Here is a 21027-nt window from a genome sequence, read left to right as displayed (position 1 = left end):
CCTATCGTGATTTCGACCAGATTTGGGCGGCAATCAAAGTCGAGGATGCCGAAGCTTTACTCGCTACCACTGGCTGCCCGAAGGCCACTCCCAGACCATAGGTACAAACACTGGCCGGCCTTAACCAACATATCGTCGAGACGCGGGCCCGCGCCTTGGAGGATCGCTCGGTTGACAGCTTTCGGGCGCTTGCCATTCGTGCGGCAAATGCCGAGCGGGCTGCACTGCGCTGACCAACTTTTTCGGAATCGCGGAATTGCCGACCTGTAGCCAGCCGATCAAGAAGGTCATGCGGTTCGGGGCGCTGGGTCGGCCTAGCGCGCCCGCGCATCGCTGGCGTCGAATGATGCTAGATGAGCCGACGCCAACATTACCGCAGGGCAGACAGCCAAGCCGCTCTCGCCCTCAAGCGTCTGACGCATGATGCGTGTCCAAAAGCTGACGCGGCAGAAGACATGTCGGGTTCAAAACAACCGGCCGTCTTGGGCTTGTGAGGTTTCGAGGCAGAATCATGCATTTACTGCGGGCAAAGCGCTGGCATGACGTTTGCTGGTTGAGATCGGCAATACTGAGTGAGGGCTGATCGCATGAGAACACGCAAGACTTTGATGGTCTCCTAACCGGTGTGTTCCGTTCTGAGAGAACCAGCTCGCGCATAAACGTCAGGAAAGGTGTGGGAATGGAGAACAACATGTTGCGTAGAGAGTCCCCGGCTCCTCTGATCAAAGTGGACGACTGGCTGCGTGGCAAACCTCTCACGAACTTTCAGCCCGGCAAGGTGTCGGGATGACAAGTGGAATGGAACCCTGATCAATTCGCCCATTTTCTGCGGCGCGCCCGCAGTAACTGTGTCCATGGAGCACAGGGTCGACGGTTTGCTCGAGGTCAGGGCTCGGACCTTAGACTTCCAACCGAATAGCCGCGGCGGCGATATTCGTCGCGAATTTGGCCCGTCGTTGAAGACGTCACAGTCCAGGACCTGTTCAAGGTCGGCCACAGGGGCAGCATTTACGTGGAATCGGCCTGGCGAGGCCGGACGTCGGCTGCGTAAGCGAGCCCGAAGTCGGCGTAACCGAAAGCAGAAATCCTCCGTTGAGGACGAGACCTGAAATTGAGGAAACGAAATGTCTCACGCAGCGCTTGGCCCTGCCGTCAACAAGGATGGCGAGGCCCTTGCCCGCCCGTTCGTCAAATGCCTTCTGCGGCTGATCCGTGCTCAGGATTTCCACGGCCCATGCGAACGGAAATCGGACAGCGGGCTGCTGGCCGATTTCATTATCACCGAGGAACTGCGCCGGAATATCCAGACTCTCCGGAAACTCGCGGATACCGGCGCGAAACTGGTCGGCGATGTGACTGCAGCTATTGCCTATCCCGAAGTGGCGCGGGCGTGAAGAAACCCATTTTCGAGGAAGGATCATGTCAAACCTGGATGAGATGGCGAAGAAAGTCCGAAAGCTTCAACTGCGCGCGGCAATTGCCAAGACGAACTTGCGCGACCTTGCCGAGGGTCTCCCGGTCAAATGGATTGAGATAGAGGAAGTCGCCGAGAAAACGCATGCCGTTTATGCCGAGTTGGATGGGGCCAGGAGAGAGCTTGCCAAAATGAAGACTTTGCGATGAGGAGCAAATTCCTCAGCCGCGACGGCTCCATATGGGTGCCGGAATATCTGATCGCTATCGATGGCAAGATCTGTATCGGCTGCGGCCGCTGCTTCAAAGTCTGCTCGCGCGAGGTCATGCATCTTTACGGCGTCGATGACGCGGGTGAAATCCTCGGCGCCTGCGACGCCGATGACGACGATTTCGACGGTGAGCTCAATCGTATGATCATGGTTGTCGACAATGCGGGCCGCTGCATTGGCTGCGGAGCCTGCGGCCGCGTCTGCCCAAAGAACTGCCAGACTCATGTCGCGGCCGACCAGATCGCAGCATGAGCTGCATGATTTGACGAGACAAACCAGGAGAACGGCGTTGAACTTCATGATCTTTTGTCGGCTCCTGGCGCTGCTCTTGTGCGGCACCGCTGCTACCGTTTACTTCGCTTCGCAGTCGATCCGTCTAACCGTCGTCGCCACGCTGGCCTGCTCGCTGCTGCTCCAGATGGTTTATTTCGCAAGTGTGCTCTTTCTGATTTGGCGATCCAGCCGCGCTGGCAAAGCCGGGCAAGAAACTGAGCTTGTCGATAGGTCCCAGGAAGTTCGGTACCAGTCGCCCGACGATGATGAGGGTAGGAATGAAACTCAAGATCGGGCCCAGCGCAGTCAAACGCTCGGCATATCGCTGCTCCTCCCTTGAGGCGCCGTAACAAGATCTGAGCTCAGATTCATCGCTTTGTTCAAGTTTGATTATTGAGGTCATTGTCCCCTGGTATGATCGAAGGCGACGGCATTCTCATCGTTCTAACGCCAGGGGAATGCAGTTTCGGTTCTCCGGGCGGATTCGCCGACGACGGTCCTGTGTTTCGGCGTGCGATTTTGACACCTGAGGCGGGGAATCGGCGTCCAATTTTGACCCCCGGTTGGAGAGCGCCCTAGGGGTGGACACTGATCAGGCTGCGGTTTTGCCCGTCTGCCGGATGTGTTGATCCTCGCGATCATCTGGGCGACCGCATTCGCCGCGCCGTCTCTCGTGGCCGCGCCCTCTTGAATTGAAGGTACAGACAGTTTCCTCTTTTAAAAGCGACATCCGCCCCGTCCGTCAGCCGGAGAACAGTCGGAGCTAAAACCCGGTCACCACCAGTTCGCCAGGTCGAAATGGAGCGAACGACCTTGCGGGGGCGCTCGGGTTCAGGCGTAGGTCGATGCCGAGAGGCACGTTCGGCATTGTCCGATAACCGACAATGTCGGCTATGCAACGTAGAGGAAGCTGACTCTTGGGTGTTTTTTAAATGCTTTTTGGCTTGGCACGGTACATGCTCGTTATTGCGCAAAACGCACGGATTGAGTGGTCCCGCCGCCACGAAAGTCGCTAGCTCACGCCACCTCCCAAGGCGAACCCGGCCCGGCAGGGAACTCCGTCTCTGCCGGGCATGCCTTTTCAGACGACTCGCGTTCAGAACAGCAGCAAGTTCACGTCAGCAACACCGACACAGATTACTAATCAGTTGCTGGATACCGCTAGGACCGACACGCTCGTCAACTACAATCCGACGACTTACGGCCGCGGCGAGGCCAGCCTTTGGAGGGCATTGGCACCCGTTTCGATCAGGTAGACGAGCACTTCGATCGAGCAGCTGAAACCTCTGTGAGGCGTTGAGCGCCACAAAAATCGTCTCGCGGAATTCGGCTCGGCAACCGTGCAGTTCCTGCCGGTCCAATCGCAAACAAGAGCCACTGCGTTTTTGTCGAAGTCTGTTGGTTTGGCGGTCTGGCTGGCATGGTGGCCTCATCGCAGCATGCCGACATGTAGATCGCTTCGTCTCAATCGCAAGGAGAGCGTGGAAATCCCCAAAGCTCTGATGGGAGGTCGAAGAGCGCGGCCGACCAATCCAAGCAGCGCTTATGGAACGAGTTTTGCGTGGCTATTTCAGCTGAATGATCATCGCCGGAGAGAATATGCTGGAAAAATTCGAGCGTTACCCGCTCACCTTTGGACCCACACCCATCGAGAAGCTCGACCGGCTCGGCAAGCATCTGGGTGGCAAGGTCGAAATCTACGCCAAACGCGAGGACTGCAACTCCGGTCTGGCGTTCGGCGGCAACAAGCTCCGCAAGCTCGAATACATCATCCCCGACGCGATCGCGTCAGATGCCGATACCCTTGTCACCGTCGGCGGCGTGCAGTCCAACCACACGCGCATGGTCGCCGCCGTTGCCGCCAAGATCGGCATGAAATGTCTCCTGGTCCAGGAGAGCTGGGTTCCACATGAGGATGTCGTCTACGACCGGGTCGGCAACATTCTCTTGAGCCGCATCTTGGGCGCAGAGGTGCGTCTGGTCGACGATGGCTTTGACATCGGTATCCGCCGCAGCTGGGAAAAAGCGCTCTATGAGGTCAAGGCAAGGGGCGGCCGGCCCTATGCGATACCGGCCGGGGCGTCTGTTCACCCGAATGGAGGCCTCGGCTATGTGGGGTTCGCGGAGGAAGTGCGCGCCCAGGAGGAACAGCTTGGGTTTGCCTTCGACTACATGGTCGTTTGCACGGTCACCGGTTCAACGCATGCCGGCATGCTCGTCGGATTCGCCAAGGATGGTCGGCAGCGCAACGTGATCGGTATCGATGCCTCTGCTACCCCGGCCAAGACCAAGGCGCAGGTGCTAAGCATTGCCCGACATACAGCGACCCTCGTCGAGCTCGGATCGGAAGTTGTCGAGGATGACGTGGTTTTGCTCGAGGACTACGCGCACCCGCGGTACGGCATTCCATCCGAGCAAACCAAGGAGGCGATCCGTCTGTGTGCGCGGCTTGAGGGTATGATTACCGATCCCGTCTATGAGGGCAAATCGATGCAAGGGATGATTGACCTCGTTCAAAAAGGCTTTTTTCCAGAGGGCTCGAGGATACTCTACGCGCATCTCGGCGGCGCGCCGGCCATCAACGGTTATGGCTACACCTTTCGCAATGGCTGATGCTCGACAGATCTCCACGTGCTGTACCTGCCGTAACAGCGCTGCGCCAAGTTTGACCGAAGGCCCGTTGGCAAACCTCAGCGGGCAACTGTTAACTGCCGCCACGACGTGGGGTCGTGGCGCTGGCATGCTTGGCAGCATTTGCCTGTGCTCAATGTGTCCTGAAGCCGCATAAGAAGGGAGAAGACATGGCCGTTTGACTTTTTTGTCATTTTGCGGTGCGGCGATAATCGCCGCAAATTTCATAAATTGTAAGCCACCGAAGATATCCGCCAACGCGTGGTATCTACTTGAGCAGGTATGGAAGCTGTGACCAATCGTGCTCGAGCGGGTCGTCGTCGGCGAGCACATCGCAGGACACCCCCAGCGCGGCGGTGAACTGGGCCAGCATGGGGGGAGGGAAGAGGCGTCCCCCGCAACGTGACAGCGGGCAGTCGGTATCCGGCTTAACGAGGGCTTGCTCATACCTATTGCGAGCGTCGACGAGACTGTCGTCCCTTCGGCAATTTTGACCGAAACGGCGCATTCAGCCGGCGCGTTGCCTTTGGGCGGGTTCGTCCACCTTGCGCTCTTTTAGCACCACGGGCGGAAGGGGGTTGGGAGCTACGACGTCGCTTAGCCGCTCTATACGGGGGGGCGCGCGCGAGGCGAGGCGACGATGAGGTCGAGTTGTGCCCCGGTCGCCTCTTGGTAGCTCTAGGTGTCGACAGAGACATATCGGCTTGTTGCTCGATCTTCGAGACAGAGGGCTGGTTGATCTTGAGGGACAAAGCAATCTCCGCCTGGGCCTTCCCAGCCGCACGGCGCAGCTCGCCGTTCGACCTCCGCCCTTTAACTCTTCGAAACGTGCGTCGATACGCTCCCGACGCTCCTCAGGGAGGGCTGCGATCACGTCATCAAGTCTGCGTTCCATGTCTTCCTCTCCTTGTTGTTCGCCGCCGCCCGGCGGTGAGATGCCCTTGATGGCATTGTCCAATGGCGTGTTGATTGGTGGCCCGGAACGGGAAGTCGCATCTGGCCATTGCCATCGCCCGGGCGCTCATCCGCGACAGCGGGCGCGGCTACTTCGACGGAACAACGACTGCAATGCTCGATCCTCTCACGCATCTTGCGAGATCATCGAAATCGGACATGAATCCTGGCGCTCCAAGAACCGCGCCTGATCAACACATCGCCCAAGACGATCCGCGCTCGCCGGGCTTCGCAACCCGAACCAGCTCCGCTCGGCGAGCGCTAAACGCGATGCGCTGCCGCCAATTTTTACCGGGATATTCGCTGCGGCCAAGCAAGAGGGACATCTTCTCAAAAAAAGCAAAACTGGGCTCATTATCGATGTAGCACCGCCAAAGTGCTCTACTGTGTGCATTTGCAGAGCGGATTGACGGGTATCTGAGAGGGTTTTGCGCCGAGCTGGAACGGTCCGTGCAGTCCAAAATGCGTTCATAGGAAAATAGGATCACTTGGCGAAAACGGCTGTTTGACCCGAAGCTTTCTTGCAGTGGCTGAGCGGAGTCAGATTGGTCGATGTCTGCATCGTCATGGGTGTTGCAATCAACGGTGCCCAAATGGCGAGCAGCATCTGGCGGTCAATGCCCTCAAGGGATTTGGCGGCCGAATCCTTGCGGTGGTCGACGACTTAGACGGGGATACTTATCGCGCTGTCCATGCCGTCGCTTCGCTGGCGTGATCTACATCCTTGCTTCCAGAAGAAAGGCAGGGATGCCCAAGTGCGAAATCGATCTCGTTAAGGCGCGATTGAAGGCGGCCGAGACGCGGTATCGCGAAAACTAGGGAAAGGAACAAAGTCATGACTGAAGAATCACCGGCGAAATGACCAGCGGCAACGTATTTGCGGATTTGGGCTTTGACAATTCCGAAGAGGAATTGCGGAAAGCCAAGCTCGCCCGTGAGATCCGTGCCATCATTATGCGTCGGCGCCTCGCTCAAGCCAAATCAGCGCAATTGCTTGCTATGAAATAGCCCGACATATCCGCCGTAGTCATGGGCGAACAGGGCAAGTTCTCTATAGATCGCCCGATGCGCTGCCTCGATCGAGGCGCTTATGAGATGGACGTTGTGGTGCGCCACAAGCCGCGCAAATCGGCGCCGACGGCCGATGCAGCCTAATCATTGGCGGAAGCGTGGGGTCCAGCTCTCGACAAGATAGGCTTCCTCGGAGATTTCCATCTCCTCGTCCTCCTGGCCTATTTCGGTTGTTACGAGGATCATGAGTGCCGAGCTGCCCTTTGCGGCCAGTTTTACTCCACGAAGCGGTTCGCTTCGCAGCGGCACGGATGACCTTTTCCGGACGACGATGGCTCTTCCGATTCTTAAGTCCAAATGCTCTCTGGTGTGAGGATCTCGAACGGAACAATCCGCTGTTCGATTAGCCGTGTGTCCGTGTGTTCGATCATTCGCAGCATCACGTCGATGAGTTCTTCAGGCATCCTGTCGACGGGATGGCACAAGGAAGCAGTAATCAAGCCTTCGCTCAATCCCTTGCGTGCCTCGGGCCCGATGTCGCGGCAGACGACCCGGATTTTGCACTGCTGCTCCGCAGCGAGCTCGCGCATAGCACGCAGGACGCCGGAAATGCCGCCGCCATTAACGAAGATGCCCCTGAGCTCCGGCTCCTCCACTATCAGCCTGCGAACGATTGCATAGGCGTTATTCGGCGCCTCATGGGTCAGGAGGGTTTCGCTGACATGGAACTCGGGCGCGTGCTCGCGCATGTAGGAGCGAAAGCTCGCATCCGAGATGTCTTGGAACTGATAACGGTTGCTGCCGATGAGAGGAAAGACCTTGCCGGGCCGACCGGACGTCTGGCTGATAAACCATGCTGCGGTGCGGCCGGCCTTCCAGTTGTCGGTTCCCACAAAGCCGGCCCGGCTGGCGGCGGACAGGTCAGTGACGTAGGCGATCACTGGAACGCCTTTGACGCGCAACTCATCAATCGCCTGGCCGACGAATGGGTGATCGGCCGAGATCACCGCGATTGCATCGGCGCTTCCGCCTATCTTGAGCAGATTGGCAGCAACCGCTTCGGGGGAAGGGTCGTCCTCGAAGAGCACGTCTGGCTCAATAACCGCATCTGTGCTTCGCGCGCAGGCACTGAGAAGCGCCTCGACCCAGATCCGGCAGAGCGGCCGATGCGATTGCTGCATGAGAAAGCTCAAGTGCCGATGCGGGAGATTGTCCCGCCTGCGTTCGTGCAGCGGCCCCGGACTGCGGAAGCCGATCTGCTGCGCTGCGCTCAAGATGAGGTCGGCCGTCTGCGATCGCAGTGCGCCAGTTCCGTGCAAGAGCCTATTGACGGTGGAAACACTTACGCCCGCGGCTTTCGCCAGATCGGCGATCGTTGGCCTGTTCATGAGCCGCCTCCCATTTCGTGAATGACGTCTACCAAGTGCAAAGGCCATGTCAGCGGCGAAAGACGCGTAGCTCTCCGGATACTTCGAGGAGGCCTGACATGTTGCACGAAATCTCCGCGTCGCCTGACGCCAATCGGCAAGATTGTTCGCCCGCGGCCGCCCGTCCGATGGCACCACGCGCGCTGCGGCTGTGCGATCCGAAGCCGCGCGGCGCGCTGCAATGCGAAGGCGCCAATCTGGCTGACGTCAACGGACAGTGCTTTCTGGACCTCGACAACACTTTCGCCATTTCTGATTCATAGGGATAGCCTTCCCCCGGCGCTTGATGCGGTCGCGTGTATCCTTCATGACGGCAACCGCCTTTTCAATCCGACAGCACATGAGATCAACCTTGCTGAATTACCTGCTCGATTGTCTTCCGGCGCTTGAGCAGATCCATTTCGTCAAACATCGAAACTGAGGCTGTGACGATCGCCATCAAGGGGGCACGCGCATTCACTGGACACACGAGCATTGCCAGATCGAAGGCGCTTATCAGGAATCCTTTGACTGGGCCGAGGTAGGCCAGGGGAGGGATATCCGCAACATCGCGTCGCCGCAGGCGCCTGCGCCCGTGCCGGCTTACGCAGGCGCCGGCATCGATTGCCGATGAGGTCGTCATTCGTCGCTTCAATGATGCCGATGGTGCGGCCATGCTGGTTATGGACGTGCATGGACGATCCTCCACATAAGGGCAGGCTTGGCCATCAACCGCCTCTCGTCGAAACCACAACCTCTCCTTTTTCTTGGCAGTACGCTCCACGATCAATCCGACCTGGATCAAGGATAACAACCGCAGCCTGCTCGTCCATGGTGCTGAACCCCCCCTACCAAACAGCACCACGCGAACGGCAAAGATCATCAAGGTCGATGTATGGAACAGCCCTTCGAAACGGCATCGAAAGCGCCTACCCTGGTCGTGCTGAACACCACAAGAAGGAAACGATCTTTGGAACAGATTGCCACCGTCGGCCTGGATCTGGGCGCTCAGGTCATTTCATTGGCGGCCACCGGTGCCTCTTTGCAGGATCGGAATTGCTCCCATCCCGTTGCGCGAAGATTACACTCTATGCAGGTCCCGCAACCGAAACCCCAGCTATGTCTATGCTCGCGGTCTCCGCTATAGCAGGTGTGGCTTCCCTCGCAGATGAGCTTCACCAGCGCCTCGCCGCCCAGCCAATCCGCCAGCGCCCAGGTCTGCGCCTTGTCGCGCCGTATGAGGGGTGTGTGAATGACAAAACGCGTCTCCATTCCAAGGTTCAGGGCGAGTTGCATTGCTTTGACTGCGTCATCCCGACAGTCCGGGTAGCCGGAACAATCCGCCTCGGACACGCCGATCACGAGGTGTTTCGCGCCCATCCGGTAAGCTATCGCGGCCGCAAAGCCGAGGAACAGAAGGTTGCGGCCAGGCACGAAGGTATTTGTTAGACCGTTCGCGTTCAGTGCGACCTCGACGTCACGCGTGAGCGCGGTATCGCTGATTTGACCGAGCACGGCGATGTCAATCATGTGGTCCTCGCCTAATCGACCACGCCAGGCCGGAAAGTCTGTTCGAATGCGCTCGAGCAGGTAAGGCCGCACATCGAGCTCGATCCGATGCCGCTGCCCATAGTCGAAGCCGATTGTCTCGACGCGCTCGAAGTTCTCCAGCGCCCAGGCCAGGCAGGTTGTCGAATCCTGGCCGCCGGAGAAAAGGACGAGTGCGGTTCCCGGATCTCGTTGCACCGGGTCAACCCTCGTATTCAGCCCAGCAAAGCGGTGTCTCATAGACTGTTACCGAGCACATTTGGCCAAGAAGCGGCTTGGTCTGGTTCCAGATCCAGACCGCAATGTTTTCCGCTGTCGGATTGTCGAGACCTTCAATCTCATTCAGATGCTGATGGTCGAGACGTTGCAGAAGCGGTCCGAACACAGCCTCGACATCGAAGAAATCGATGACGAAGCCCGTATCTGGATCGAGGGGCCCTTCCAGACGCAGTTCCACACGGTATGAGTGGCCATGCATTCGGTGACAGCGATGGGTTTCTGGCACGCGCGGAAGACAGTGCGCTGCCTCGAAGGTAAAAGCTTGCGTAATTTTCATGGGATCCCGAGAAACTTGTGGGTTTGCAGGCTCAAGCGCCAACGTGGGTTGGCAAGACAATAGGCTACTGCGGCGGCCTTATTCGCCTCGCGCTCGGGCCCGTCCATTGGCTGAAGCAAAAGGTGCTCAAACGCGAGAACTTCGAAATGTTCGGGCTCCGCGCCAATCTGAGGATATACAAGCTTTAGCTCGTCCCCTGCCATGACCACGAGGCGTGTATTCCATTTCGGACTGACGCACAGCCAGTCGATGCCGGCGGGTGTGGGGATGGTGCCGTTGGTCTCCACGGCAATTTCAAACGCCAAGGAATGCAGCGCTTCCAGGAGTTCTTCATCGATCTGGAGGAGGGGTTCCCCTCCGGTGAGCACGACAAGACGCTGCCCAGTTCCCGACCCGCGCCAGGCTTGTTCGACCGCCAACGCAAGCTCCCGTGCGGTGTCAAAATGTCCGCCACCGGGGCCATCTACCCCAACGAAATCAGTGTCGCAGAATCCGCAGAATGCTCTTGCCCGGTCGCCTTCACGTCCCGTCCAAAGGTTACAGCCGGCGAAACGACAAAATACGGCGGCCCGCCCGGCATTTCGTCCTTCACCTTGAAGGGTGTAGAAAATTTCCTTGACCGCATATGGCATTGCTTACGCGGCCTTCGACTGAGCAAGGGAGCATCTCTGCTGGCTTACGAGACGCGGCAAAAGGTGGGAAATGTCCCACTGCACGTCTTGCAGCTCGTTCCACCGCCGAGGCTCGTTGCCGAAAACCCACTCGCTCGAAGTCCGCGCAGAATTGGGTTTCAGCGGGGGAAGGCTGCTGGGAAGGGCCTCTCGCTCATCGAAGCCTATCACCTCGAGAGCCGCCTCTATCACCTCACTCATGGCGATGATGCCTTGACGAGGACGAGACGTGAGAATCCTGGCGTCTCCTCGAAGGCCTGCCTCACAGCACCGAAGAACTCGCACATCAGCCGCAAGCCGCGCTCCAGGATGAGGCGGTCGAGCAATGAGTATGGCGTGTGCGGCGGCAGGGCGCCGAGAAAATCCGCTATGTCCTGATTGGTGATCTGAAGAGCTTCATCGATGGTCTTGCCGACGATGAATTCGGTAAATGTCGAGGAAGCGGTTATGGCCGAGCCGCGGCCGAAGGTCTGGAACGTTGCGGCGGTGATCGTCTGCGTCTTACGGTCGAAACCCATCATCAATTTGAGCCCATCGCCGCAGGCGACGGCGCCGACCTCGCCGGCCGCGTTGGGGGTTTCCAAAGCGCCGATATTGTTCGGGCTGAAGAAGTATTCACTGTAGTCCCACATGGCGCGGACCCATATTGTGATGGTGGTTAGCCGAAGGACTTGCCGCAGGCGCATTTGTCCCGCGCGTTGGGGTTGTCGAAGACAAAACCCGAGGACTCCAGGTCCGTGACGAAGTCAACGGTCATGCCGGCGAGATGGGGCTGGGAGCTTGCGTCGACGAACACCTTGACCCCGTTCGTCTCCATGACGGCATCCCCCTCGCGCAAGACGCTTTCCAGACCCATCAGGTATTTGAGACCGGCGCAGCCGCCCGCCTCGACCATGATGCGAAAGCCTTCCGCCGGTTCGTCGGCGCGGGAAAGCGCGGCCTTGACCGCGGCGACGGCGTTTTCAGTGAGTGTGATCATGGGACTATTTTCTTGCTGATGCGTTCGTAAGCCACACTGCAGAGAATGTGCCAGAAGGTAAAATTCAATTAAAACAAGTGGTTGAAGAATTTGACGCCCTGTTCACATCCAACAATTGTCGGATGTCGGACAGAGTGAAACCTTGCGTACAGAATCGGCATTGGACACATCGCTAGTGTCGTCGCCTGAGCCAGCGTTTTCTATCATATGAATGTTGACCGGTGTAAGGGTGGGAACTCTTAAGTCGTGCTGCGCTCCAAAAGCCGCGCCATCGTCACCACGCAGTGCGATGGCGAACACCGGGTGGTCGATAGCCGCATCGATCGCGCCTTCTCGAAGGGGGCGCCGTCGATTTTGCGTCGGTCGTGGGTGCCGAACACCACTCGCATGCTCGGCCCGTGGCCTGTAGCGCGGCCGCCACCTCGCGAGGCCCGACTGAGGCATTATATGCCGTGAAGCCAGGAGGTGGGCCAACGCGCCGCCCAGGGAACAGCGCAATCACCGCCAGGGCCGCCATGGCCACGATTAGAGGCCGCGGTCAGTTCAGTTCTGTCGCCAATTCGCGGTCTGGCTCGTCCGCGTTCCAAACGAAACTCGATAAAGGACCGGTCTCGCCGTCACATCGAAGGAGAGAAATCGCTATCTGCCGCAGCTACTCGTCGGCAAGGATCCCGTCACGGCCGACGTAGAGAAATACCAAAGCATCGTGGTTCCAGTCATGGTGGAAAAAATCCGGTGCGGTTGTATCAGTCGCCGTCGCCAACATCCCAACCGATAGCGTTGCCGTCAAAGGCGGAGTAATGAGTGCCATGCTATCGATACCCAAAGCGCTGCAACAGATTCGTCAAACAAATTTACAGAGTCTTTGCGAATGCAAGTCGCTGACCATGATACGTTCGCTTTAAGTCAGAGATTGGCCGTAGCTAATCGTCGAAATCGATGATTTGGAATGCGCTGGACATGGAACCTGCAGCGTTAATCGCGAGCCGCATACAGAAAGGCCGTTTGATGGATATTGACATTTTCGAAGCTTATGAGTCTAACGTTCGTCGCTATGGGCGATCGTTTCCAACAGTCTTTACAAAGTCACTTGGGGCGACAATCTGGGATGAGTCCGGAAAACCATATATTGATTTCCTTGTAGGGTCCGGCGCGCTCAATTACGGCCATAACAACCCGGATATTATTTCGCCGGCAATTCAATATCTCGCGGATAAAAATATTGTTTTGTCGCTTGATATGTATACAGCTGCAAAGCGTGAATTCATCGAAGTGTTTGTCGAGTCAATCCTGAAGCCCCGGGGCCTTTCCTACAAGATACAGTTTCCTGGGCCGACCGGGACAAACGCTAACGAAGCGGCGTTGGCGCTGGCGCGTAAATATACCGGCCGTTCGAGTGTCATGGCCTTCACAAATTCGTACCATGGCATGTCGCTCGGCTCTTTGGCGGTGTCGGGTTCAGCGTCAACCAGACAGCTTGGCGGCGTTGCTCGCCACGATGTGATCCGTGTCCCTTACGAGAACTATCCGAACCAAACTTTCGATTCCGCGAGTTACATCGATCACGTGTTGGGCGACCCAGGCAGCGGCATAGAAAAGCCGGCCGCAATCATCCTGGAGCCCATCCAGGCAGAAGGCGGCATGAACACAGCATCCGCACCATGGCTCTCAGAAATTCAGCGCATTTCCCGTAAGCACGACGTTGTTTTCATCGTCGATGACATTCAGGCAGGTTCGGGACGAACTGGCAATTTCTTCTCGTTCGAGTTCGCGAAAATCGAGCCTGACATCGTGTGTCTTTCGAAATCGCTAAGCGGTTCAGGTAATCCGTTGTCTATAGTTCTGATTCGCCCCGACATGGACATATGGAAACCGGGAGAACATAGCGGGACCTTTAGAGGCAATAACCTCGCCTTTGTGACTTCCGCGGCCATGTGCTCAATGTGGTCCGATAAGCAGTTTACTACAGCCGTCGAGCGGACGGCCGTCAAACTGCAAGAACACCTTGATCGCCTCGTTGCGAAATTCCCCAAGTGCATCGAACAAAAGCGGGGCCGAGGTCTGATGGCCGGCCTCAAGTGCCGTTCACAGGCCGTTGTTGGCCGTGTGCATGATGTCGCGTTCGAAAACGGCCTGCTGATCGAATCCTCGGGGCCAAATCGCGACGTCATCAAAGTCCTTCCGCCGATAACAATCTCAGATGACGAACTTGATCACGGCATTGCCATCCTCGATCAGGCACTACAGGAGAAAACAAATGGCGACTAACCAAGCACCTCAAACGCCGGCCATCTCGCCTCTTACGATCGAGGAACGAGCCGGCTCGATCAGCACTGCGGAGATCATCTCGGTCCTAAAAGGTGAGATCACGGCTCTGCACATCAGCCAAGCTTTCAGCACCGAAATAGCCGAGGAGATCACCGCGAAGTTTTTTAGCAGTCCCGGTCTCAGGGAGCGTAAAGACGGCGTCCCCGGACAATATGTGGGCGCATCCCACTACAGGAAGGATGCAGCCACCTATTTCGCGGAGGCAGAAACTGCGCGGCCGCACGTTGACGCTCTTTTTGGCAATTTAGTTGATCCGGTCCGAGCCCTCTTCGACGCGTTGAAGCGCGAGCTTCACAAACAAGGCATAGAATTGCGGCTGGCGCGCTCAGAACACGGTCAGGCTAACGTTTGTCGCGCTCTCAGTTGGACCGGAAGCGGTGCATTTTCCTTGGATCCCCACGACGATGTCGCTCAAGTGTTACGTGCTGGGAACGATTACGAGCTTTCTGCGGTGGCGCACAACACCGTCGCAGCACTCAACTTTTATCCCAGCATGCCTGAGGAAGGTGGAAACTTGAGGCTCTGGAGTCACAAGCCAACAGTCGCGGATCGAAAGTCGCAGGGTGTGGAGACCACGGGATATCCCTACTCCGCAGCTTATCTCGAGGCCGTGCCTAGTCGCGAAATCCAGCTCAAGGCTGGGGATATCGCCCTACTTGATGGCGGTTTCGTTCATGGGGTCACCGGTCAATCAGGCAACGGAAAGCGTCGCGTGCTGCTGAACAGCTTTTTCGGGTTTGCGCGGCCGGATCTTGTTCTCTGGTGGACCTGAGATGGATGTCGTAGCGACTGACCGGCTTCCGCTGGCAGTTAAGGGCGTCAACAACTTTCGTAACGGGGGACCCCAGCCACTGCTTGTGGAGGCCAAGGATCTTCACGAGAGCGTTGTGGAATGTTTAAAGCAGACCGGCGCCGTGTACCCTTCAGCTCGAGTGTTGTCATGCGGTGGGACGTCAGCCCAATCCGAAATCTAAAGGGAGTCGCTACTCGTCCTGTGCCGGACATTCATTCTCGGAAACAGTTCGGCCAAGAGAAAGACAGTGGGACAACAAGAGCAGTTTCGGGAGATCGCAGATAATTGGGACGCTTACCGCTATTTTCTTTCAATCTTTCTCGATCCGGCCGACGTATGCAGCCCAAAGATGCAGGTTAAACCAATATCGCCGAGGCTCCTAATCGCCGGATACAAGTTCCGTGACAGGTCACGGCATTCGGGCAATCCAGTTTCAGGGCAAAGGAGACATCAGTCGAACAACCGCTCGAATATGAGCAACGTCATCAGTCTGGTCGAGAAATCGGTCACAGCCGCCGGGAAAATGCATCGACGGGACCAAATAAAACTGATGGATCACTCTGATAGCTAATCCTTCAAGTTGAGCGACCACAGCCATAGGCGAGCGCTCAATAGTCTCTGCCCCGCAGCAATCTGCGCCAGTCACTGGTGGACAGAACTGAGGTCTACAGGCTGCGGGCTCTGCGCGCCTTCCCCGGCAGGCCGGCAAAGCTCTATCAGATCCGCTCAGATGCAGCCCTTCGTGCTGGAGGGCGTACACTTCCTCCCCGGACATCCGCTGGCCAACATGGAGAGCTCAGGCCCTGATGCGGGTTTTGCCAATCTGTTCCAGAACCGCTGGTGCATCTTCACGCCGCTGGAACGCACCGACCCCGCTGCGCTGGAGGAGCTCTCCCAATTCTGGCGCCGCTACGGCTCCAACGTCGGCACGATGGACCCCCAGCATCACGACATGACGCTGGCGATCGTCTCGCACGAGCCGCCCATCGTCGCCTACAACATAGTTGGGACGGCGGACGACTAGAGGCGGTCACAAAAGCAAAGGTTATCAAATATTCGGCCTCCGGCTTCCGCGATTTCATTCGCCTCGCCGCTTCCGGCCCCACAACGTGGTGCCACATGGGCCAGCACAACCGCGACGCATCCTCGAAATACTTGCGCGCTTTTCGGAGGATCTCACCTCGCTGCAGCGGGCGATCCGCTGGGGCGAAGGCGACAAGCTGTTCGATCTCTTCACCCGCACGCGCGCCATCCGCCGCTGGATCATCGAGGCGGGCAGGATGTCGATGTGCCCGATTTCGGCCGCCAGGCTGTCGGGCATCGATCACGAAGGCTTTGGTGGAGCCCACATCGGTGAGGGTGGCGCGCTTCTTAAGCGCCGGTGCGATCTCCTCAGGCCATGGCGCCGGAGGTACCGACGGGCACTGAGACGATGACGAGGTCGGCCCCGCGCACCGCCTCATTCGCGTCGTTCGTGTAGCCGTCGCCGAGCTTCAGCTCCTCGGCGCGCTTCAGAGTCTCGGCGCTGATGCGCGCCAGCGAAGAGCCGATCAAATGCCGACCAAGGCGATCTTTTCAAACAAGGATTTCGACGTGACTAGTTTTTCAGCAATTTGGTGAGTAGGGCGACTGGCTTCAGCTTGTCCAGGCTGACGATCCCGTCAAAAAAACGCGTCCCTCTCCTGCTCTCGTTTCACCAACGTTGCGACGATCACCTCTTATCTGGCGTCACCTGCGCTGTTGCGGGTGCAATGGCCGCAGAACGTTCGTTGTCAGGGGTGTCAATTTTCCTCAAAAGTGCCGAAGTAAAATTCCCCAGTTTCGCCGCTCAGGCTGTCGCGGATGGGTGACCATTTTTCGGTGGCCGGCCTCGCGGCCGCGATGGTGCATTTAGTGTCGGCGGAGTGATGGAGGTTTTTAATCGCAGGTGTTCGGGCATGATTTCGGCGTGCTGACGGAGCCGATAGTTCGATCCCTCGATCTGGACGACGACCGCATCGTGAAGCAGGCGATCGAGAAGTGCGGTTGCGACGACAGGGTCGCCGAAGACCTCGCCCATTCTTTGAGGTGAGAATCATTGCGCCCTTTTCATAGCGGGCGTTGACGAATTGGAAGAACAGATTGCCACCACCGTGGATGACGGGCAGATAGCCGATCTCGTCGACGACGAGGAGAGCTGGCCGGCAGAAGAAGCGGATGCGTTCCTGCAGGCGGCCTTCGCGTTCGGCCCTTGCCAGCGCGGCGATGAGTTCGGCGATGGTGCAGAAATAGACGCTCTTCCGAGTCTTCGCGGCCTCGACGGCAAGCGCAATGGCCAGATGGCTCTTGCCTGCCCCGGCGGGCCGAGGAAGTGGACGACCTCGCAGAGGGCGACGAAGCCGAGTTGGGAGAGCGTGATGATTCGATCGCGGTCGAGCGAGGGCTGGAGGGAGAAGTCGAAGCCGGCGAGCGTCTTGATCGTGGCCAGGCGCCCCATGCGCAGTGCCGTCTTGATCCGGCTGTTCTCGCGCAGGGTCAACTCTTCCGAGAGGAGGATGTTCATGGCTTCGAGGGCGGCGATCTCGCCTTGCTCGAGCCGGCGTACGACATGATCGAGCGCTTCGAGCGCCCGCGGGGCGACGGCGTCGGAGAAGGCCAACGGGCGCTGAGCGACCCTGTCGCCCGAGCCATGAAGGATGACCTCATCGTTCCTCAGTCTTTGTCGGCTCTTGTGGACGTGGATGTTGCGATGACCCGGCTCGACATGACGCTGGTGTCGGCCTTCGAGGATGGGATGGGTGGGCAATGAGCGCGCCGTCCTCGAAGATGCGAACCTCTTCGGCCAGCGTGAGCGACGCATCGGCCGGGAGGGCATGGTCAACGTCGGCGGCAATTTCTACAGCGTGCCCGACGCCACCACGCGCCGTGTCGTTGAGGTACACACGTCAGGACCGACCGGAACGGAGCCAGTGGCAGCGGCCGCAGCGCTGCCCGCTCCTCGGCGAAAGCTTCGTTGACGACATGCCTTATGGTGGCGTGAACCCTCGGGTTTGCGACCGTGTCCAGCCAGTGACGCAACTAGGCGTTCAGGTCTTCGAGATTGCGAAAGGACCGGGCCAGGAAGAAGTCCTCGCGAATGTAGCGGAACGGCCGCTCGACCCTGCCTTTCGTTTTGGCGCGGTAAGGCCGACACGCCTTGGGATGAAAACCATAGTGGCGGGCAAGATCGACGAGAGCACGGTTGTAGACGATGCCACCGGTATCGCCTTAACCGATCACAGCCGTGGCGGACATACGGTCTTACGGTCAAAGCTAAAACTCGGCATCAACACATGGACCGAGTGGCGTTCGCTAGTCGCGCGAACACGCGGAGAGAAGGACCGGCCGTTCGCGGCGACATTCGACACGGCCTTGGCTCCGCAGCCGAGGCGTCGTAAAGGCAGTTTTTTGATCGCATCCTTACTCTAGAGCGAGCGGGTCAGGTCGATGGAGACGGAGAATTCAGATACTGTCTGTTGCAACCAGCACCAAGGCGCGTCAGCACCTCCTGTGGAATAACGCCAGCGGTCGCTGCAAGATCACCGACGGTGAAATCTTCGCTCAGCAGTTCCACAAAAGCACCTTGACCGCAAAGCGCCTTAGGAAGGTCTGTCACATCTATCGTTATGTATTCCATGGAAATTTTTCCAATTAGCGGAGCCGAATGCCCAGCAATCCGAACAGATATCTTGTTCGCGCTGCTCCAGGGAAGACCATGCCTGTAGCCGATCCCGGCTATCGCTACGCGGCTGGCTCTGACCGTACGAAATGTCGCGCCATATCCAACAACCTCCCGCCTCGGCACAGTGCGCACGTCGAGAATTTTCGCTCGGAGTCGAGTAACGGGCTGTAACGGAGTTGATTGAATGCCAGCGTTGTTGAGCCCGTACAGCGCTGAGCCCACCCGCACCATATCGAAGTGGTAGGATTTGCCAAGCCATACACCGGCGGAAGCCGCGAGGCTACCGCGGGCGGGCTTAAGCAGATTGTAGATTGCCCGAAACCGGTTCCTTTGCAGCACATTTGTCGCGTCCGCAACGCATTCGCTGCACGCGAGGTGGCTGAGTACGACAGACGGCGGATGCCTTTCGAACGTGCCATATAGATACCTGCTCCGCACATCGGCAAAATCGAGCCCAAGGCGGGAAAATCCCGTTTCCACGTTGAGAAAATATGTTTGCGGCTCACCTGCCGCGCTAATGGAATCCAACTCAGCGCAATTGTTCACAACAGGAATGAGATTGTTGGATCGATAGCATTGGCTATACCTCGCAAACTGATCGCAAAAGACGGCTACTGCAGCCTCTATATGTGAAGACCTCAGAAGCAGCGCCTCGCTCAGATTGGCGACGAAAAGCAAATCGCAGCCGGCGTCAATGAGCGCCCTTGCAACCTCTACAAGACCAAGGCCGTAGGCGTCGCTTTTAATGACAGCGGCTACCCTTACGTGTGGCCCAACGAGGGCCGATATGGTCCGGAAGTTCGCCTGAATCGCCCCTAGATTTATTTCCAGAACCACGTCGGCAGGCGACATCTTCTGCGCTCCTACAGTGCCTGGAGGCCCGTCCTCTAGCTTTGCTACGCAGCCCGCAAGCCATCATGCGATAAAGCTCAGCCCGTTGCGAGTCGCAGATTTTTGTAAGCATTGTTCCAAGTTCGACACAGTAGCTAACTTATTGACTATTGAATGTGAAAAATTTCGTAAGTTTTTTGCAATGAAAACTTAAGATGTGCAGGTCGAATTTCACAATTATAGCCTTCACTTTCCGCGTAATTTCGGCATGATTGCTCAGAGAGCACGGTTTTGTTTGATAACTTATTATTCCTGTTTTGGAGATGTCGGATGAAGGAACGGGTAAAGATTCTCATAATTGGGCACGGCGTGCTTGGTGGTGCCGTCCTTGATCTTCTCAGTCAAAGCGGCAGACCGTACGATCTGCACATTGGGGCAAGAAATGTGCAGCAGGCCTCTTTGAGGGCCAATGTGGCGAGATACGCGGCCTTAAACCTCGGCCATGATCCGACCATCGAAGTGGTGCCTATGGAACTAATGAATATTGCGGCTACAGCAGAGCGGCTGGCGGCTCTCCGTCCAGATATCATTTTCAATGCGACGACATTGCATTCATGGTGGATCATAAGGCAATTGCCGCCCGATGCTTATCAGCAGATCGATCAAGCGCGCGGCGGGGTATGGACGCCGATGCACCTCGTTCTCGTGAGACGCCTGATGAAAGCTGTGCGAGAGGTCGGACTTGAGAGCCTTGTCGTAAACGCATCCTACTCCGATGTAACAAACGCAGCCCTTGCGGCCGAGGGTCTCGCGCCAGCGATCGGCATCGGAAACGTCGCTAATGCCGTGCCGGGTATCCGGTTGGCGGCCGCACATCTTCTGGGTTGCGACGTGAAAGCGGTAGACGTGCGGTTCTTTGCCCAACACTATGTCAGCTATCGTATGCCGAGCACCGGAACCACGGACGGAGCGCCCTACCATCTGGCCATATATCGGGAAGGCCGGAGAATCAGGCCTGAGGAATTGGGCCACGATGAGATTTTCGCCCATGTTGCTGGACAATTTCGCCGGACGGGAGACCTTACGGGACAATTGGTTACGGCATCGTCGGCGACAGCCGTTCTGCGCGCGCTCGCCGATCGCGTGGAGCGCGTCGTACATGCGCCGGGCCCATTGGGTCTCGTAGGGGGCTATCCCGTTAGGATTGCTCCAGCAGGCATTTCGATCGATTTGCCTGAAGGGCTATCATTGGACGAAGCGGTTGCGATCAACAAGAGATGTCAGAAATTCGACGGAATTGAAGCCGTCGAAAGCGACGGGACCGTGCGCTTCACGCCGGAATCGGCAGAAATCATGCGCAAGCTGCTGGGCTACGATTGCGACGCAGTAACGCTTGAGGAGTGCGAGGACCGTGCGGAGGAACTGGCAGGGAAATATGCCGAATACCATCGTCGCCTCGAGTAACCGGAACCCTTCGAAGCATCTTACTGGTGAGACAACCAGGCGGTCGCGGTGGCGAGCTGGCGCCTGTGGAGACTGATGATGTGTTGATTCAGTTTCGATTCTGTTCCGATCTGACACTTGGCTTGCCGGTATTGTGGGTTTCGAGTAGGTGATCGCGGCAATTGCGCCTGTGTTGCGCGACTAGCCTAGTTTCCATC

At 57.7% G+C, this 21027-nt stretch carries 19 protein-coding genes and 3 pseudogenes; 12 read left to right on the top strand and 10 right to left on the bottom strand.

What is annotated here, in order from left to right:
* Positions 1–1124: 1124 nt before the first annotated feature.
* The 6 genes from AC1DZU_RS27365 (at position 1125) to AC1DZU_RS27340 (ending at position 6551) form a co-directional block, all read left to right on the top strand.
* A complete protein-coding gene (locus AC1DZU_RS27365) occupies positions 1125–1394 on the top strand; it encodes a hypothetical protein (protein WP_436258104.1) in 270 nt (89 codons plus the stop codon).
* 25 nt (positions 1395–1419) lie between these two features.
* Entirely contained in the window at positions 1420–1623 is a 204-nt protein-coding gene (locus AC1DZU_RS27360) for a CCE_0567 family metalloprotein (protein ID WP_027033222.1), read from the top strand.
* Positions 1620–1937 (top strand): ferredoxin III, nif-specific, encoded by a 318-nt coding sequence (fdxB, locus tag AC1DZU_RS27355; RefSeq protein WP_436258105.1) that lies wholly within the window; start codon positions 1620–1622, stop codon positions 1935–1937. Before AC1DZU_RS27360 ends, fdxB begins: the two co-directional genes overlap by 4 nt.
* A gap of 46 nt (positions 1938–1983) precedes the next feature.
* Positions 1984–2298: an exopolysaccharide production repressor protein gene (locus AC1DZU_RS27350; RefSeq protein ID WP_477289810.1), complete on the top strand. Its 315-nt coding sequence runs from the start codon at positions 1984–1986 to the stop codon at positions 2296–2298.
* 1259 nt (positions 2299–3557) lie between these two features.
* Positions 3558–4571 (top strand): 1-aminocyclopropane-1-carboxylate deaminase, encoded by a 1014-nt coding sequence (locus AC1DZU_RS27345; protein WP_477289761.1) that lies wholly within the window; start codon positions 3558–3560, stop codon positions 4569–4571.
* A gap of 1830 nt (positions 4572–6401) precedes the next feature.
* Positions 6402–6551, top strand: a complete 150-nt coding sequence (locus tag AC1DZU_RS27340; protein ID WP_477289760.1) for an XRE family transcriptional regulator — start codon at positions 6402–6404, stop codon at positions 6549–6551.
* Between the two features lie 350 nt (positions 6552–6901).
* On the opposite strand, the gene AC1DZU_RS27335 is transcribed toward AC1DZU_RS27340, so the two are convergent.
* Entirely contained in the window at positions 6902–7942 is a 1041-nt protein-coding gene (locus tag AC1DZU_RS27335) for a LacI family DNA-binding transcriptional regulator (protein ID WP_477289759.1), read from the bottom strand.
* A 98-nt stretch (positions 7943–8040) separates the two neighbouring features.
* Here AC1DZU_RS27335 and AC1DZU_RS27330 point away from each other — a divergent pair, with 98 nt between their 5' ends.
* A complete protein-coding gene (locus AC1DZU_RS27330; RefSeq protein ID WP_477289758.1) occupies positions 8041–8244 on the top strand; it encodes a hypothetical protein in 204 nt (67 codons plus the stop codon).
* A gap of 83 nt (positions 8245–8327) precedes the next feature.
* Here the strand turns inward: AC1DZU_RS27330 and AC1DZU_RS27325 are convergent, their stop codons facing one another.
* From AC1DZU_RS27325 to AC1DZU_RS27300, 6 genes are all read right to left on the bottom strand, one after another.
* Positions 8328–8603 (bottom strand): hypothetical protein, encoded by a 276-nt coding sequence (locus AC1DZU_RS27325; RefSeq protein ID WP_477289757.1) that lies wholly within the window; start codon positions 8601–8603, stop codon positions 8328–8330.
* Positions 8604–8968: 365 nt separating this feature from the next.
* Positions 8969–9706, bottom strand: a complete 738-nt coding sequence (gene queC / locus AC1DZU_RS27320; protein WP_477289756.1) for a 7-cyano-7-deazaguanine synthase QueC — start codon at positions 9704–9706, stop codon at positions 8969–8971.
* A 4-nt stretch (positions 9707–9710) separates the two neighbouring features.
* Complete coding sequence (gene queD, locus AC1DZU_RS27315) at positions 9711–10064, bottom strand: 6-carboxytetrahydropterin synthase QueD (protein ID WP_477289755.1); 354 nt, start codon at positions 10062–10064, stop codon at positions 9711–9713.
* Positions 10061–10696 carry a 7-carboxy-7-deazaguanine synthase gene (queE, locus tag AC1DZU_RS27310; protein ID WP_477289754.1) on the bottom strand — a complete coding sequence of 212 codons (636 nt, stop codon included), beginning with the start codon at positions 10694–10696 and terminating at the stop codon, positions 10061–10063. Before queE ends, queD begins: the two co-directional genes overlap by 4 nt.
* A gap of 236 nt (positions 10697–10932) precedes the next feature.
* A complete protein-coding gene (locus tag AC1DZU_RS27305; RefSeq protein ID WP_477289753.1) occupies positions 10933–11367 on the bottom strand; it encodes an iron-sulfur cluster assembly scaffold protein in 435 nt (144 codons plus the stop codon).
* Between the two features lie 26 nt (positions 11368–11393).
* The gene (locus AC1DZU_RS27300) at positions 11394–11714 is read right to left on the bottom strand and encodes a HesB/IscA family protein (protein ID WP_477289752.1); all 321 of its coding nucleotides are present in this window, start codon (positions 11712–11714) and stop codon (positions 11394–11396) included.
* Between the two features lie 1008 nt (positions 11715–12722).
* Between AC1DZU_RS27300 and ectB the strand changes: the two genes are divergently transcribed.
* The 3 genes and pseudogenes from ectB to AC1DZU_RS27285 all read left to right on the top strand — a co-directional run.
* Positions 12723–13982, top strand: coding sequence for a diaminobutyrate--2-oxoglutarate transaminase (gene ectB / locus AC1DZU_RS27295; RefSeq protein WP_477289809.1), 1260 nt, complete (start codon positions 12723–12725; stop codon positions 13980–13982).
* Positions 13972–14814 (top strand): 2OG-Fe(II)-dependent halogenase WelO5 family protein, encoded by an 843-nt coding sequence (locus AC1DZU_RS27290; RefSeq protein WP_477289751.1) that lies wholly within the window; start codon positions 13972–13974, stop codon positions 14812–14814. The genes ectB and AC1DZU_RS27290 overlap by 11 nt, the downstream gene beginning before the upstream one ends.
* A 745-nt stretch (positions 14815–15559) precedes the next feature.
* Positions 15560–16192: pseudogene (locus tag AC1DZU_RS27285) on the top strand (prephenate dehydrogenase/arogenate dehydrogenase family protein); the annotation flags it as partial.
* Positions 16193–16227: 35 nt separating this feature from the next.
* On the opposite strand, the gene AC1DZU_RS27280 reads toward AC1DZU_RS27285, so the two are convergent.
* Positions 16228–16389, bottom strand: a complete 162-nt coding sequence (locus AC1DZU_RS27280; RefSeq protein WP_477289750.1) for a hypothetical protein — start codon at positions 16387–16389, stop codon at positions 16228–16230.
* Between the two features lie 274 nt (positions 16390–16663).
* Positions 16664–17449 (bottom strand): annotated as a pseudogene (gene istB, locus AC1DZU_RS27275) (IS21-like element helper ATPase IstB); the annotation flags it as partial.
* Positions 17450–17663: 214 nt separating this feature from the next.
* Here istB and AC1DZU_RS27270 point away from each other — a divergent pair.
* Positions 17664–17756 (top strand): annotated as a pseudogene (locus tag AC1DZU_RS27270) (Mu transposase domain-containing protein); the annotation flags it as partial.
* A gap of 536 nt (positions 17757–18292) precedes the next feature.
* Here AC1DZU_RS27270 and alr read toward each other — a convergent pair.
* Positions 18293–19387 (bottom strand): alanine racemase, encoded by a 1095-nt coding sequence (gene alr, locus AC1DZU_RS27265; RefSeq protein ID WP_477289749.1) that lies wholly within the window; start codon positions 19385–19387, stop codon positions 18293–18295.
* A gap of 309 nt (positions 19388–19696) precedes the next feature.
* Here alr and AC1DZU_RS27260 point away from each other — a divergent pair, with 309 nt between their 5' ends.
* Positions 19697–20830 (top strand): hypothetical protein, encoded by a 1134-nt coding sequence (locus AC1DZU_RS27260; RefSeq protein WP_477289748.1) that lies wholly within the window; start codon positions 19697–19699, stop codon positions 20828–20830.
* The last annotated feature ends 197 nt before the right edge of the window (positions 20831–21027 follow it).

Source organism: Mesorhizobium sp. P2_A12 (assembly GCF_056405075.1).
The sequence above is the reverse complement of the archived record's forward strand: the minus strand, read 5'-3'. Positions and strand labels throughout refer to the sequence as shown.

What these genes read in the sequence shown, in the direction of transcription:
- AC1DZU_RS27330 (WP_477289758.1), top strand. Translation starts at nt 8,041, where the DNA reads ATGTTGCACGAAATCTCCGCGTCGCCTGACGCCAATCGGCAAGATTGT.
- queD (WP_477289755.1), bottom strand. Translation starts at nt 10,064, where the DNA reads ATGAAAATTACGCAAGCTTTTACCTTCGAGGCAGCGCACTGTCTTCCG.
- queE (WP_477289754.1), bottom strand. Translation starts at nt 10,696, where the DNA reads ATGCCATATGCGGTCAAGGAAATTTTCTACACCCTTCAAGGTGAAGGA.
- AC1DZU_RS27335 (WP_477289759.1), bottom strand. Translation starts at nt 7,942, where the DNA reads ATGAACAGGCCAACGATCGCCGATCTGGCGAAAGCCGCGGGCGTAAGT.
- AC1DZU_RS27345 (WP_477289761.1), top strand. Translation starts at nt 3,558, where the DNA reads ATGCTGGAAAAATTCGAGCGTTACCCGCTCACCTTTGGACCCACACCC.
- ectB (WP_477289809.1), top strand. Translation starts at nt 12,723, where the DNA reads ATGGATATTGACATTTTCGAAGCTTATGAGTCTAACGTTCGTCGCTAT.
- AC1DZU_RS27290 (WP_477289751.1), top strand. Translation starts at nt 13,972, where the DNA reads ATGGCGACTAACCAAGCACCTCAAACGCCGGCCATCTCGCCTCTTACG.
- AC1DZU_RS27340 (WP_477289760.1), top strand. Translation starts at nt 6,402, where the DNA reads ATGACCAGCGGCAACGTATTTGCGGATTTGGGCTTTGACAATTCCGAA.
- alr (WP_477289749.1), bottom strand. Translation starts at nt 19,387, where the DNA reads ATGTCGCCTGCCGACGTGGTTCTGGAAATAAATCTAGGGGCGATTCAG.
- AC1DZU_RS27365 (WP_436258104.1), top strand. Translation starts at nt 1,125, where the DNA reads ATGTCTCACGCAGCGCTTGGCCCTGCCGTCAACAAGGATGGCGAGGCC.
- AC1DZU_RS27350 (WP_477289810.1), top strand. Translation starts at nt 1,984, where the DNA reads ATGATCTTTTGTCGGCTCCTGGCGCTGCTCTTGTGCGGCACCGCTGCT.
- AC1DZU_RS27300 (WP_477289752.1), bottom strand. Translation starts at nt 11,714, where the DNA reads ATGATCACACTCACTGAAAACGCCGTCGCCGCGGTCAAGGCCGCGCTT.
- AC1DZU_RS27325 (WP_477289757.1), bottom strand. Translation starts at nt 8,603, where the DNA reads ATGACGACCTCATCGGCAATCGATGCCGGCGCCTGCGTAAGCCGGCAC.
- fdxB (WP_436258105.1), top strand. Translation starts at nt 1,620, where the DNA reads ATGAGGAGCAAATTCCTCAGCCGCGACGGCTCCATATGGGTGCCGGAA.
- AC1DZU_RS27305 (WP_477289753.1), bottom strand. Translation starts at nt 11,367, where the DNA reads ATGTGGGACTACAGTGAATACTTCTTCAGCCCGAACAATATCGGCGCT.
- AC1DZU_RS27260 (WP_477289748.1), top strand. Translation starts at nt 19,697, where the DNA reads ATGAAGGAACGGGTAAAGATTCTCATAATTGGGCACGGCGTGCTTGGT.
- AC1DZU_RS27360 (WP_027033222.1), top strand. Translation starts at nt 1,420, where the DNA reads ATGTCAAACCTGGATGAGATGGCGAAGAAAGTCCGAAAGCTTCAACTG.